This window comes from Pseudomonas sp. o96-267, from assembly GCF_003935465.1.
GTDB lineage: Bacteria > Pseudomonadota > Gammaproteobacteria > Pseudomonadales > Pseudomonadaceae > Aquipseudomonas > Aquipseudomonas sediminis.
Genome location: NZ_RHQP01000020.1, coordinates 1 through 13,152, shown reverse-complemented (window position 1 = coordinate 13,152; position 13,152 = coordinate 1). Strand labels below are relative to the sequence as shown.

Here is a 13,152-nt window from a genome sequence, read left to right as displayed (position 1 = left end):
ACACCAAGGAAATTCGCCATGCGCACGCTGGCCTGCCTGACTCTCGCCGCCTCACTGACCAGCCTCGCCGGCTGCCAGTCCCTGCTCAATAGCCGTTATGCCGACAGCGTGCCACCGACGCGCGGCGTCGAGCGCATTCAGGGCGTGGCAGAAAGTGCATCGGTGCGACGCAATGCCCTCGGCATGCCACTGATCGAATCGAGCAATTTCCACGACGCCCTGTTTACCCTGGGCTACGTGCATGCGGGTGATCGTCTCAGCCAGATGGTCGGCATGCGCCTGCTGGCTCAGGGCCGCCTGGCCGAAATGGCAGGGCCCGGCGTGCTGGAAATGGACCGGTTCATGCGCGCGGTCAACCTGAAAAAGAGTGCGGAAATTCTCTACGCCGACGCCTCGCCACGCCTGAAGCGTTTCTTCGAAGTCTATTCGCGCGGCGTCAACGCCTACCTGTTCCGCTACCGCGATCGCCTGCCGATGGATCTGGCCGAGTCCGGCTACCGTCCCGAGTACTGGAAGCCCGAGGACTCGGTGCTGTTGTTCTGCCTGCTCAACTTCGGTCTGGCGGTGAACATGCAGGAAGAGATCGCCGCGCTGACCATGGCCCAGCGCGTGGGCACCGACAAGCTGCCCTGGCTGCTGCCGATCTACCCAGACGAGCCACTGCCCTTCGCCGAAGCAGAAAAACTCGCCGGTCTCGACCTCAAGGGCCAGCTACCGGGCCTGCAGGCGATTTCCCGCACCGCAGCGCAGATCGCCGAACAGCACATGCTCGGCGTCGCCGCCTCGAACAACTGGGCCATCGCCCCGCAGCGCAGCCGTGGCAGCAAGAGCCTGCTGGCCAATGACACACACCTGCCGCTGAGCATGCCTTCGCTGTGGAGCTTCGTGCAGATCCGCTCGCCCAAGTACCAGGCCGCGGGCATCTCCCTGGCAGGCGTACCGGCAGTAGTCGCCGGCTACAACGGCAAGCTGGCCTGGGGCATGACCATGGTCATGGGTGACAACCAGGACATTTATCTGGAGCGCATCAAACGCGAAGGCAGCCGCCTGATGTACCAGGCCGACAGCAAGTGGCTGCCGGTCGCCGAGCGCCAGGAGACCTTCTTCATCAAGGGCCAACGCCCGATTCGCGAAACGCTTTACGAGACCCGTAACGGTCCGCTGCTCAACTCGGTGCTGGGCGAACGCAAACATATGCTGCAGCCCCTGGCTCTAAAGAGCGGCTACGGCCTGGCGCTGAAAACCACCCAATTCGAACGTGACCAGAGCCTCGACGCCTTCTTCGACCTGTCGCGCGCGCAGTCGGTGGACCAGGCCTTCGAAGCGACGCGGGAAATCCGCGCCATGCCGCTGAACATCGTCTTCGCCGACGCCCAGCACATTGGCTGGCAGGTCACCGGCCGCTACCCGAACCGCCGCGAAGGTCGCGGCCTGCTGCCCTCCCCCGGCTGGGACGAGCGCTACGCCTGGGATGGCTTCGCTGACCCGATGCTCCACCCCTACGATCAGGACCCGCCGCAAGGTTGGCTGGGTACCGCCAATGAGCGCAGCGTGCCGCCCGGCTACGGCATGCAGCTGTCCAGCTCCTGGTACTACCCGGAGCGCGCCGAGCGCATTGCCGAGCTGGCCGGCAACGGTCGTCACGATGGCCGCAGCATGATCGCTATGCAGTACGATCAGACCTCGCCCTTCGTCGCCAAATTGCAGGCCATGTTCAACGACCCGGCCATGCACGACTCGTTGCGCCAAGCCATCACCGCCCTGCCGGCTGGGCAACGCGCACGTGCCGACGAAGCGCTGAAACGTCTGCTGGCGTTCGACGGCAAGCTCGCTGCCAGCTCTGCTGATACCGCCATCTACAGCGCCTTCCTGCATGAGAGTGCGCGGCATATTTTCCTCGACGAACTGGGCCCGGAAGACAGCCCGGCCTGGCAGGCGCTGGTGCAAGCCGCCAACACCTCCTATTCGGCACAGGCCGATCACCTGCTCGGCCGTGCCGACAGCCCCTTTTGGAATGACATCCGCACGCCAGAGCAGGAAGACAAACCGACTATCCTCGCGCGCAGCCTGGCCGCCAGCATCGAGTTGCTGGAGAGCCGGTTGGGCACGGAGCGGCGCAACTGGCAGTGGGGCAAGCTGCACACCTATGAGTGGGTGACTGATACCACGCGCATGGCGCCTTACATGAGCTCCAGCCAGCGCAGCAGCATCAACGCATTGAAAGGTTATCTGGATCGCGGCCCCTATCCGGCCGGGGGCGACCACAGCACGCTGAACGTCTCTGCCTACGCCTGGGGCCAGGACTTCAATACCTTCCTCATCCCGGCCATGCGTATCGTGGTGGATTTTGCCGCCGACGAGCCGTTGGTCGGCGTCAACAGCTCAGGGCAGTCGGGCAACCCAGGCAGCCCACACTACGCTGACGGCATCGAGGCATGGCTCAAGGGCGGCTACATGAGCTTCCCGTTCAAGGCGGAAAACCTGGACAAGGTCTATGGCAACCAGCGCCTGTTGCTGATGCCGGCCAAGTAATGACCGTTCGTCGGGCGGCGCTGAACCTTTGCCTCAGCGCCTCACTCTGAATAATCGACTTACTCCATAGATCATCGTTTTAAGGCGCCCTTGGCGCCTTTTCTTTTGCCCGAAAAAAAGATGGCTTTTTTCCATCACCGGATGGAACTTCTCGGACAAAGCAGGTTCAGAGACTATGCATCGATTGAAATGCTCCCCTGGCGCCTCTGGCGCCTATTTTTTTGCCTGCAATTCAGAGAACGCCTGCTAAGCCAGCAGGCTGCGGTCGAAGATAAATGCCTCACCCGCGTGTGGGCTATGCGCCAGCAGATTCTGCGGTCGCCCCATCTTCGGGTAATTCTTCTCGCCGGTATCACTGATCCAGCCTTGCGCCTTCATCCGCTCCAGCCTCCCGCGCAAGGTGGTGTGCTGCACCGGCTCCCCCAGACATCCCTGAAATGCCGTCAGCGCATCGGTCACGGTGAATCGCGGTGCCAGCAGGTACAGCGGCAACGAGCTGTAGACCGACTTGCCCCGCAGCCGCTCAGCCGCCAGACGCACCAGCTGTGCGTGGTCGAACGGCAATACCTGCGCCCCTGCAATGACACCCGCCAACTCGACGAACCGCAGGTTTTCATCCTCTGGCTCGGCATCAGACGCCAACAGCGCCAGGTAGCAGGTGCTCAGCGACCAGCCGCGCGGATCGCGCACACCATTACCGACTGTCGCCACCTGCTCCAGATACTGCGGTTGCAGGCGCGCCTTGTCGGCCAGTGCTCGGGCAGCGGCGGCGTCCAGGCTGGCATCGACACAACGGCCGTTGACCAGCACGCCCGGCAGCGCCCATTGCCCGGCGTAAGGTTCACGCTGGCGACGCAACAGAAGCACCTGTAGCGTCCCCTCTTCGCTCAAACGCAGGGCAACGATATCCACCCCGGCCAGCACCTCAACTGCACTCATCCTGTTGCTTGCTCCTTCATGTACTTATTTCATCTTGACCAATAACTCATATTTTTTCACGCAGGATTTGGCGAAAACACTTGACTACATATTTCATCAGATGAAATATGTAGTCACTCACCCAAGAGAAGGAGGCGCACCATGAAGATCGCCAGCTTCGACGTCGACGCCCAGAAAGGCTTCACCCCGCTGTGCCCCAACGAGCTACCGGTGCCCGAGGGCGACACCATCGTTCCGGCGCTGAACCAACTGGCCGCACGCGCCCAGCTGCGCATCGGCAGCAAGGATGCCCATAGCCCGCAAGCGGCCTGGGTCGTCGATAACCACGATGAGATGTTGCGCCCCCTGCCGCTGGCCAATGCAGACCTGACCTGGGTCAGCCACTGCGTGCCTGGTACGCCCGGCTTCGAACTGCTCGATGACCTGCCCGCGCCGCTGGATTACGACTACTTCGTGTGGAAAGGCGTCGAACCGGACCTGCACCCCTACGGTGCCTGCTATCACGACCTGGCCGAGAAGCGCAGCACGGGCGTGATCGAGTTTCTCCGGCAAAATGACGTCGACCTCGTTCTGGTCGGCGGCCTGGCCCTGGACTACTGCGTCATGACCACCGCCCTGCAACTGCGCCGCGCCGGCTTCGAGGTGATCGTGCATCTACCGGCCTGCCGAGCCATTGCCAGCGAAACGGCCGAAACCGCCTGCATCGCCATGCGCGAACAGGGCATCACACTTGCCACCAGCCTGGAACAGCTGGATGACACCCTCGCCAAGGAGAACCTGCGATGAGCGAGAGCATCTTCGCCGAGCGCACCGTGCAGAACCTGCTGGACACCGATTTCTACAAGCTGACCATGATGCAGGCGGTGCTGCACAACTACCCCAACGCCGAAGTGGAATGGGAGTTCCGCTGCCGCAGCAGCGAGGATCTGACGCCCTACCTGGCCGAGATTCGCTACCAGATCGAACACCTCAGCGAGCTGAGTCTAAGCGTCGACCAGCTTGCCTTTCTCGACAGCATTCCCTTCATCAAGCCCGACTTCATCCGCTTTCTGAGTTTGTTCCGCTTCAACCTGCGCTACGTGCGCACCAGCATCGAAGACGGCCAGTTGAACATCCGCCTGCGCGGTCCCTGGCTGCACGTCATCCTCTTCGAAGTACCGTTGCTGGCCATCGTCAGCGAAGTGCGCAACCGCTATCGCTACCGCGAAGTGCTGCTGGAACAGGCTGCCGAGCGCCTGTACGAGAAGCTCGACTGGCTCAAGGCCGAAGCCTCGCCGAGCGAGCTGGCCGGCTTCCAGTTGGCTGATTTTGGTACTCGCCGGCGCTTCTCCTACCGCGTGCAGGAGCAGGCGGTGCATATCCTCAAGCGCGACTTTCCCGGGCGCTTCGTCGGCACCAGCAACGTGCACCTGGCCCGCGAGTTCGACCTCAAGCCCATTGGCACCATGGCCCACGAATGGTTGATGGCGCACCAGCAACTCGGCCCGCGCCTGATCGACAGCCAGATCGCCGCGCTCGACTGCTGGGTACGCGAATATCGTGGCCTGCTTGGCATCGCCCTGACCGACTGCATCACCATGGATGCCTTCCTCGCCGATTTCGACCTGTATTTCGCCAAGCTCTTCGACGGCCTGCGCCATGACTCCGGCGACCCACTGGTATGGGCGGAAAAAGCCATCGCCCACTACGAGAAACTCGGCATCGACCCCAGAAGCAAGACCCTGGTGTTCTCCGACGGACTCGACCTACCCAAGTCGCTGCAGCTCTACCGTGCACTTTCCGGGCGAATCCACGTAAGCTTCGGCATCGGCACCAACCTGACCTGCGACATCCCTGGCGTCACTCCGATGAACATCGTGATCAAGATGACCGCCTGCAATGGTCAGCCGGTGGCGAAGATTTCCGATACGCCTGGCAAGACCCAATGCCGCGACGAGAATTTCGTCAGTTACCTGAAACACGTCTTTCGCGTGACCCAGTGAGGACCCAGACATGAGCAACCGCCAAGCCGAAATCGCCGCCGCTCTCGACGTAGTGCCGCCGTTCGCCGATGAGGCAGCGCTGAGCGCAGAGATCGAGCGCCGCAAGAGCTTCATCAAACACACCCTGAAGAACGCCGGCCTCAAGGTACTGGTGCTGGGCATCAGCGGTGGTGTCGACTCACTGACTGCCGGGCGCCTGGCCCAGCTGTCGGTCGAGGAGCTGCGCGCCGAAACGGGCGATACAGGTTACCGTTTCATCGCCGTGCGCCTGCCGCACAACGCCCAGCACGACGAACATGACGCCCAGGATTCGCTGAAATTCATCCGTGCCGATGAAGAAGACACGGTCAACATCGCCAGCAGCGTGAGCGGCCTCGGCGAGCAGGTCAGCCACCTGCAGAAACTGACGGACGCCCGGCGCGATTTCGTCGTCGGCAATATCAAGGCACGCATCCGCATGGTCGCCCAGTTCGCCATCGCCAATGCCAACAACGGCCTGGTGATCGGCACCGACCACGCTGCTGAAGCAGTGATTTCTACCCCCCTACACTAAACTGCACATCACCATCCAAGACCCTTATAGCAAGCACTTCCCATCCCCATAGAAACAGTCCTAGAATGCACACCGGTACGCCTCGATACCTATACGAAAGGTGCTCGAAAAGTGAAGGTGGTAAAGGCAAGAGCGAAGCCCCTCGACCTAAGTAACTCCATCCTTCTAAAAGGAGAGTTCAGGGAGCAGTTCCTAGCTCAACCTGAGGCAAGCGACCCCATCGTGGCCGTCAGTGGATGTGCCCTCTTCGATAAGGATGAGCGCCTGCTACCTTTGGTTTCTGACTACCTCTGCGGCAACTTTCGAAAAACAAAACTGGCTGACGCTAGCGTTTTTTCATTCGCCTACCGCATCTCTTACCTACTCGATGACCTAAAGGCGAAGTCCGAGTATGAAAGCACAGACCGGGATGAGGCTCTCCTAAGCGTTTCCCTAGGACAATTGGAAGCCTATCTTGGCGGCCTGGCTGAAGCAGGCCTTGCAGCCAAAACTATCGTAGGAAGAGATGCTGCATATCAGCACTTCTTTAACACCTACCTTTGTAAGCGGCTCGATGAGTCTCCGGCACTGCGAGAAGACAATCCTTACGAGACAGGGTTGATCCGAGGTGGAACAGCACATCCACGCGGAATCATTCAACCGTGCTCAATGCAAGAAATTGAACAACTGATGATGCATACCCCATGCGAACGAGAACGCTGCCTACTCCAGGCTATGTACGACGCAGGGATTCGGATTTCGGAACTCCCACGGCTAACTCTTCAGGACATCCGAAACGCACTGGAAATCCAGAATATCCATTACACCTCATCTCCCAAAGACCGCCCGCTGAAGTCGGACTACTGCCCCTTAGTCATCATGGGAGCCAAAGGTAGCAAAAATAAATACAAGCCACGCTCAACGCTCGTAAGCAGGGCAACACTGGAGCGCATTGAGGATTACCACAGAACCCCACTGTACCGGCGTTGCTCCAGACGCTATCCAACTGCCAAAGAAACACCTGCATTTTTTAATGCCCAAGGTGGAGCGTACACAACGAAGAGCGTCGAAAAACTTCTATATCGCGTAAGCAAGCGAGCAGTTAAGTCCAACCAGATAAGAAGAAATATCTCAGGCCATAAATTCCGACATGGATCCGCTTATTTGTTTTTAAATAGCGAAGACTTGGGGGCGGATTACGCAGATCGACTAGTTATCTGCTCAAGATCACTAGGGCACAACCATCTAGAGACGACAGAAATATACAGCCTAATTCCGCAAGACATTTACAGGAAACTCTGCCTTCCCGGAAGCATAGGCAAAACCAAAGCAGCAGAGATGCAAGGACTTAAAGAGAGAACGTTTAAGCCAATTCGCTCGGGAGACAAGAAGTGATGGATGGATCTATCTCTGATCCCATAGAAGAATTGCCAGATAGCGCCAAAGATTCAAGACGCAAGAAGCGCACTGAGAGCCAAATCACCGAAAGCATTAGCACTTGGGCTGAGAATGTAAAATCCAGTCGCAGGTCACTTCTGAGCGTACAGCTATCGCAAAACGGCGAGCCCGCCGTATCAACCAGCTATCTTGAACGCGAACTTGATACGCATAATAACACTCTCACTTTACGCAAAGAGGTTTTTGACTCAATCATAAGCAAAATGATTGAAGAAAAAATCATCATCCCTGGATACAACTCAATCTCGAACGAATGGCGCCGCAAGCTTCTCAACTGGTACGAATCACTTTCAGATGAAGATAAGCGCAACATCCCGATTGTTGCCAACAAGATTTCGGCACGAAGATGCCTCGACAAAATTGAAGGAATGGGAAACCTCAAGTGGGCCAGACAAAAGTTACCACTTGTAGAACAGACATTCTCAGAAATCATGGCCGACTTAGAAGCGCTAGGAGTAATCAATATCGATTACAAGACCTGCGTGGAACGAGAGGCAGACCTTGAGCAAACGAGGATTAGCAGGGGCGACTCGCAAACGCGAATGGAAGCGATCAACGCCCTTAGGGGCATCCCCCTGTCGCAAGTAAACGACTTGATAGAAAGCGATCCCGCGCGCCCTTTCAATCAGCTACTTCATATATTTGCGGCGGCCTCACTGAAATCAACAAGTAAATCAACAATACTGAACTACTGTGAAGGGTTCAGATATGCCAGCCAACACCTCGAAGAAATTGGCTTCAAAGGCCATGAACACCCAAAAGAATATATTACACCACACTACCTCACACGATTCAGAAATTATCTTGCCGACCGCGTAAGCGAAGATACAATATCATATTATACCGCCAATGGCCTATTGAGCGCGGCACGTGTAATGCTCAAAAGAGCCATACGAATTAAAGAGTTTGGCCTCAACAACTTCATTGACACTGAAGGTTTCGAGCACAAAAGAAAGACAGACGAATACCGCCCTTATACAAAATCAGAACGCGCAAAGATTGCAAACTCCTGCAAGTTAGAAATTGAGAGTACCAATAAACTCGCAGAAGACTATGTGCCATTCGGCGGAGGCTGCGACCCAGTCAATGAAGATGGATCAATCATCAACGGGCTTGGCACGCTGGATAACGCAAGGTGGATTTATGAAAACAAGCTTAACTGCCAACGAACCAGCAGGTGGTCAGCGGATCCGGATAACATTTACGAAAAAGCTTTTTCTCGAATACTAAATTACTCCTCACTAGGTATTGTTGATATATATAAGAGCTGGAACGTACTCTATGAGGTGACATCAAGAGTTCTAGCGCCCTATGTAATCCGACTCGCTCAAGTCACCGGACTTAACGCCGACTCACTGAAAAGCCTTGATCTGGATGACTTCATTGAGAGCCACGAAATCACTAAACGCCCTTGTCTTCGTTATTGGAAAGAGCGCTCCGGCGGCGAGAAAATCTACCACCTCGATCTCATGCATGCTGACTTCAAGTGGCTTACAACCTCGCAAAGCCGTGAGATAAAGAAGATATTTACTGATGTTATTAATCTAACGCGCCACATTCGTGAGCACGCTGAAACATCGATAAAAGATAGGCTTTTTATCTATGAGTCACTGAAAGCCAACGAATTCAGAAAAGTAAAAACGTTTGAGAACTCCGTCGTCATCAATGTCACGATGAACAAATTCTCTGATGAACACGACCTGAAAACCGATGACGGCAGAAAACTGTCTATTTCCGCATCCCGGTTAAGGCCTAGCCTGGTTGCCGAACTGATCGACCATGGCGCCTCTCTCCGGGTCATTCAAGTTGTTCTTGGTCACAAGAGCATAACGACTACCATTAAGTATTTAGACCGGCTGGAATTCAGCAAGACATCACAAGCCATTGTCGACGAAGCGCTAAACAGGATTCACAGAAAAACGATTGAAAACGCTATGGGCGCCACACAAGAAGCCGCCCCAGAAGCACAGCCTCAACCAGTAACACCCGCTGCCCCAATTAGAACAGGACTGGTTGAGTGCCGTAACGTCTTCGATCCGCCAGATGAAATCAGACGCCTAGCCAACTATAAAGAGGGAAATCCCTGCTCGCTTTTGAACAAGTGCCTGTCATGCCAGAACAGCATCATCACACTGTCTAACCTCCCAGATCTCTTCGCGATGCGAAGAGATTATCGGGCAATGATGGAAACGAGCCTTATCGCCGAGACACCATACGGGCATGTGGTACAAGAGAATCTGGACGTTCTTGAGAGCATACTCACTCCATCGTCACGTGGTTTCAATGCAGAGCAACTGGCAAATGCAGAACGACTTTCTGAATATATCATCACGAGCACACTCGTTGAGAGAATGACCATATGATTTCAACAGTTGATGAACTCATTCAGAAAATCAAACCCTCACGGGAAAGCTTTATTCGCTATCTTAGCGAAGAATCTGCAACGGAGAAGCTTGATCTACAGGATCAACTTACTGAAGCAGGTGAACTACTTCAGGCCTTGCTGAGTCTTCCGGTCAGCAAAATGAGCCTGATGAAAGACATGGTATGGGATTTCAACAACGAGAGTGAAATTCTGGCCAGAAATATCCAAGGCGCAAAGTCCAGAATTGACTTCAGTAAGTACGAGAATCTCAACTCAACCATTCTCTTTGAGCTGAAAATTGCAATTCTGTGCGCCCTACAGATTCCTGGAGTCATGTACTCCGGCAGAAATAGTCGCTCAAAAAAACTTAAGCCACACACCATTCTTGATATTTTCAAGGCCACAATACCATTCATTGACAAGATGTGCGCCCTAAAGAAAGAGCGCCAAGGTGCTGAGTTCTTTGAACTCACGCACTACAGCCTTGTGAATTTTTCTGAGTCGGATTACACAATTAGCGCCGAGCAGTATAACTTCGCATATCGTCGAGAAACCAGCTCAGGGCTTAAGTATTTACGCTCAAATTTTCTGCAAGAAAATCTTTTCGCAAAACCGTTGTGCTTTGTCGATCTGGAAGAACTCAACTGGCGACAAAATAGCGTAAAAAACCCACAAATCAGAACAAAAAAGAAATACCTAGAAAACAACATCTTCGAGAAGACATCACAAAAATCTTCCTTGGTCATTGTCGACTTCCTTAAGCATCTAGATGAGAAAGTGGCGGACACGTACACACTAGAATGCGCCGACGCCCTCAACTACCAAGAAGCTGCAAAATGCAAACTCAGCCGAGAAAGCTATGACATTTACGTGGCTATCCGCTTAGGCTCCAGAGGCTATACAGGCAATCAAATCGAACCCTTTCTTTATTCGCCAAATCCGGAGTATTGGTCACCACAACGAGCAGGAATGCTGAAAGACAAAGAGGCTATTTGTAAGCTAACAGACGCTGACCTCAACGATGACTTTTACAACTATATTTCACTTGTAAACAACAGCGCACTTTACATCATTGCACAGTACACCGGCATGAGGCCTTCAGAACTTTCAGGCATACCGAGCGCAGGCTGCTTAACCACCAACGAATTCGGCCACAATCTAATTACAAGCAACATTATTAAAGGCAAGGAAAATTATGGTGGATTATTTGGCGACAAATGGGCTGCTATTCCGATAGTCGTCGACGCCGTACACGCACTTCAAATAATTAACAGATTCAAACAAAATCCTTACTTACTGTCTAACATGAACACTATGCATCCTGGGGCACCAGCAAACGCTAATTCGCTCAGCGGGAATGGCCTCACCCATCAAATATGCGCATTTCTAGCAGAAGCACTAACATTTGAAGAGTTAGAGTCAATAGATATTTCCCCATACACCCTACGCCATTCGCTGGCACATCAAATGTTTCGGGCCTCCGTGGGTCTTCCTTTTATCTCATTCCAGCTTAAGCACTTTGGAAACCTTGTCGGTTCCATAGCTGAAAATCGTTTTAGCGCCACCACGATTGACTATGGGGAAATAGGTATAGCCCTGACATCAGGTAATGGTTTGAGTGAGAGCTCATCCTTAAGGCATGAGGCAGAAAAGGAGCTCGTGATTAATACCTGTGATCCAGACGGAGGATTTGCAGGAGACAATGCTGAGACTCATCGCGTCATGTTGAAAAAGTACTTCCAAGGATATCTAGAACAGGGCTATACAAAGGACGAAATTTTTGATCGGATGGTTAAGCAAAGTTTTGCCGTTATCAATGTCGGCCAAGGGTACTGCTACGGCAATAGCACAGATATCAATGACCCGGCCCTGCCATGCATTGGCTCGCTACGCTGCAATCCTAACCATTGCAAAAATGCGGTAGTCACCAAAGCAAACGCTCCAAAGTGGCGTGAAATATACATTCAGAATCTGATCTCCCTTAGGAAGATTGAATCAATAGCGTCGAGTCGTGACCCAGGCGACTTTAATCTCAAAGACAATCAGATCGCTATTGCACAGCTTGAGCTCGCAATCGCTGAAGCCAAATCAGTGCTTGAGAGCCTTGGCGAAGAGGTACTAGCATGACCGTCACTCAAAACGACAATATCATCGATGAACCTTATGATGAGATAAATAAGCTACTCACTGACGCGTTACGTAAAATTGAAAAGAATCTATCTCTATCCACATCAGTTACCGAGTTAGCCAGACAAGCAAAGGTTCATAGAAACACAATATATTTACGCAAGTGGCCACTAGAAAAACTAGCCACAATTAAAAACAACCGCGCACAACAAAAAAAAGAACAAGCACTACTTAAGGCATCAGGTGTAACACCTGAAAGTCTTTTAGAGAAGAGCCGCCTCGAAATCATTTATTGGTTTACTCAACTTCAAGATGCGCGCCTATCCAACAAAACACTACTCAAAGAAAAAGTTGATATAGAGAAGAGCAGAAACTTCTACATGGATCTTGCAAACAAGCGCTTGGAAATAATTAACCAAAATAGAATCGAGATACAAAAATTGCAGGACGCATTAGCGTTGCTGGAGGAAGAGCTCTCTCAGCTGAAGTGCTGAATCGCACATTGCCCCGCACTAATGGCATGAGGGCGAGCTTGGCCACTGGACACTTCTCCTTAATCGACGAAACGTGACTGAGCCTGAACAGAGTTACCATCTTCCAGGCCTTACTCTCTCCGTCTGACGCCCTATGCGGGTCTTGTCCCGATGTCCGCTATAAGCAGGTCTTTTGCACATTAAGCAATGAGCTCGCAGGAGAAGGGCTTGCTGCTGATTGGGATTTTGTGCTCATATATGTATTATCTGTATACAAGTGTCACAACTAAGGAATCGTCATGTCGATAATTGCCGAATATAAAGCCCTCGAAGCCCAAATCGCCGAGCAAACAGCTCGTCTCGAAGCGCTCAAAAATGACGAAAAACTGAAAAAAGAAATCGAGTTTGAAAACAAACTCCGCAGCCTGCTCGCTGAGTACAACTACTCCCTGCGTAACGTGATCGCCCTGCTTGATCCGAGCGCTGGTAAGACCGCTGTGGCCCCTGCCAAGGGTGCTCGCCGTGAGCGCACCGTGAAGCGCTACAAAAATCCGCACACTGGCGAAGTCATCGAAACCAAAGGTGGCAACCACAAGGTATTGAAAGCGTGGAAAACCGAACACGGCGCAGAGGCTGTTGAAGCTTGGCTGCAATAAGCTGGTTTCGAGAGGGTGTGCAGAATTTTGTGTAACCGGGGCTTGGGTTACTGCTGCGGCAGCCTGTCTTCGTAACTGATCGTAAAGC

Annotated in this window: 9 protein-coding genes and 1 pseudogene; 9 read left to right on the top strand and 1 reads right to left on the bottom strand. The window is 53.6% G+C overall.

Features of this window, described 5'->3' with window-relative positions; all coding sequences use genetic code 11:
- Positions 1-18 precede the first annotated feature (18 nt).
- Positions 19-2,532, top strand: coding sequence for a penicillin acylase family protein (locus tag EGJ86_RS14705; RefSeq protein WP_125835612.1), 2,514 nt, complete (start codon positions 19-21; stop codon positions 2,530-2,532).
- A gap of 246 nt (positions 2,533-2,778) precedes the next feature.
- Here EGJ86_RS14705 and EGJ86_RS14700 read toward each other — a convergent pair whose 3' ends face one another.
- Complete coding sequence (locus EGJ86_RS14700; RefSeq protein WP_125835610.1) at positions 2,779-3,471, bottom strand: NUDIX domain-containing protein; 693 nt, start codon at positions 3,469-3,471, stop codon at positions 2,779-2,781.
- A gap of 141 nt (positions 3,472-3,612) precedes the next feature.
- On the opposite strand from EGJ86_RS14700, the gene EGJ86_RS14695 reads away from it, so the two are divergent.
- The 8 genes and pseudogenes from EGJ86_RS14695 to EGJ86_RS14660 all read left to right on the top strand — a co-directional run bounded on the left by EGJ86_RS14695 (position 3,613) and on the right by EGJ86_RS14660 (position 13,064).
- Positions 3,613-4,257 carry a nicotinamidase gene (locus tag EGJ86_RS14695; protein WP_125835608.1) on the top strand — a complete coding sequence of 215 codons (645 nt, stop codon included), beginning with the start codon at positions 3,613-3,615 and terminating at the stop codon, positions 4,255-4,257.
- Complete coding sequence (gene pncB, locus EGJ86_RS14690; RefSeq protein WP_125835607.1) at positions 4,254-5,453, top strand: nicotinate phosphoribosyltransferase; 1,200 nt, start codon at positions 4,254-4,256, stop codon at positions 5,451-5,453. The genes EGJ86_RS14695 and pncB overlap by 4 nt, the downstream gene beginning before the upstream one ends.
- Before the next feature lie 10 nt (positions 5,454-5,463).
- Positions 5,464-5,988, top strand: a pseudogene (gene nadE, locus EGJ86_RS14685) (NAD(+) synthase); the annotation flags it as partial.
- A gap of 129 nt (positions 5,989-6,117) precedes the next feature.
- On the top strand, positions 6,118-7,380 hold the full coding sequence (locus tag EGJ86_RS14680; RefSeq protein WP_125835606.1) for a tyrosine-type recombinase/integrase: 1,263 nt from the start codon (positions 6,118-6,120) through the stop codon (positions 7,378-7,380).
- Positions 7,380-9,806 carry a tyrosine-type recombinase/integrase gene (locus EGJ86_RS14675; RefSeq protein WP_125835605.1) on the top strand — a complete coding sequence of 809 codons (2,427 nt, stop codon included), beginning with the start codon at positions 7,380-7,382 and terminating at the stop codon, positions 9,804-9,806. Before EGJ86_RS14680 ends, EGJ86_RS14675 begins: the two co-directional genes overlap by 1 nt.
- A complete protein-coding gene (locus tag EGJ86_RS14670) occupies positions 9,803-11,935 on the top strand; it encodes a site-specific integrase (protein ID WP_256672450.1) in 2,133 nt (710 codons plus the stop codon). The genes EGJ86_RS14675 and EGJ86_RS14670 overlap by 4 nt, the downstream gene beginning before the upstream one ends.
- The gene (locus EGJ86_RS14665; RefSeq protein ID WP_125835603.1) at positions 11,932-12,429 is read left to right on the top strand and encodes a hypothetical protein; all 498 of its coding nucleotides are present in this window, start codon (positions 11,932-11,934) and stop codon (positions 12,427-12,429) included. The genes EGJ86_RS14670 and EGJ86_RS14665 overlap by 4 nt, the downstream gene beginning before the upstream one ends.
- A 278-nt stretch (positions 12,430-12,707) precedes the next feature.
- Positions 12,708-13,064, top strand: coding sequence for a histone-like nucleoid-structuring protein, MvaT/MvaU family (locus EGJ86_RS14660; RefSeq protein ID WP_125835601.1), 357 nt, complete (start codon positions 12,708-12,710; stop codon positions 13,062-13,064).
- Positions 13,065-13,152 lie beyond the last annotated feature (88 nt).

Excerpts from the sequence above, each read along its gene's own strand:
- EGJ86_RS14670 (WP_256672450.1), top strand. The coding sequence starts at position 9,803 with ATGATTTCAACAGTTGATGAACTCATTCAGAAAATCAAACCCTCACGG.
- pncB (WP_125835607.1), top strand. The coding sequence starts at position 4,254 with ATGAGCGAGAGCATCTTCGCCGAGCGCACCGTGCAGAACCTGCTGGAC.
- EGJ86_RS14695 (WP_125835608.1), top strand. The coding sequence starts at position 3,613 with ATGAAGATCGCCAGCTTCGACGTCGACGCCCAGAAAGGCTTCACCCCG.
- EGJ86_RS14675 (WP_125835605.1), top strand. The coding sequence starts at position 7,380 with ATGGATGGATCTATCTCTGATCCCATAGAAGAATTGCCAGATAGCGCC.
- EGJ86_RS14705 (WP_125835612.1), top strand. The coding sequence starts at position 19 with ATGCGCACGCTGGCCTGCCTGACTCTCGCCGCCTCACTGACCAGCCTC.
- EGJ86_RS14700 (WP_125835610.1), bottom strand. The coding sequence starts at position 3,471 with ATGAGTGCAGTTGAGGTGCTGGCCGGGGTGGATATCGTTGCCCTGCGT.
- EGJ86_RS14665 (WP_125835603.1), top strand. The coding sequence starts at position 11,932 with ATGACCGTCACTCAAAACGACAATATCATCGATGAACCTTATGATGAG.
- EGJ86_RS14660 (WP_125835601.1), top strand. The coding sequence starts at position 12,708 with ATGTCGATAATTGCCGAATATAAAGCCCTCGAAGCCCAAATCGCCGAG.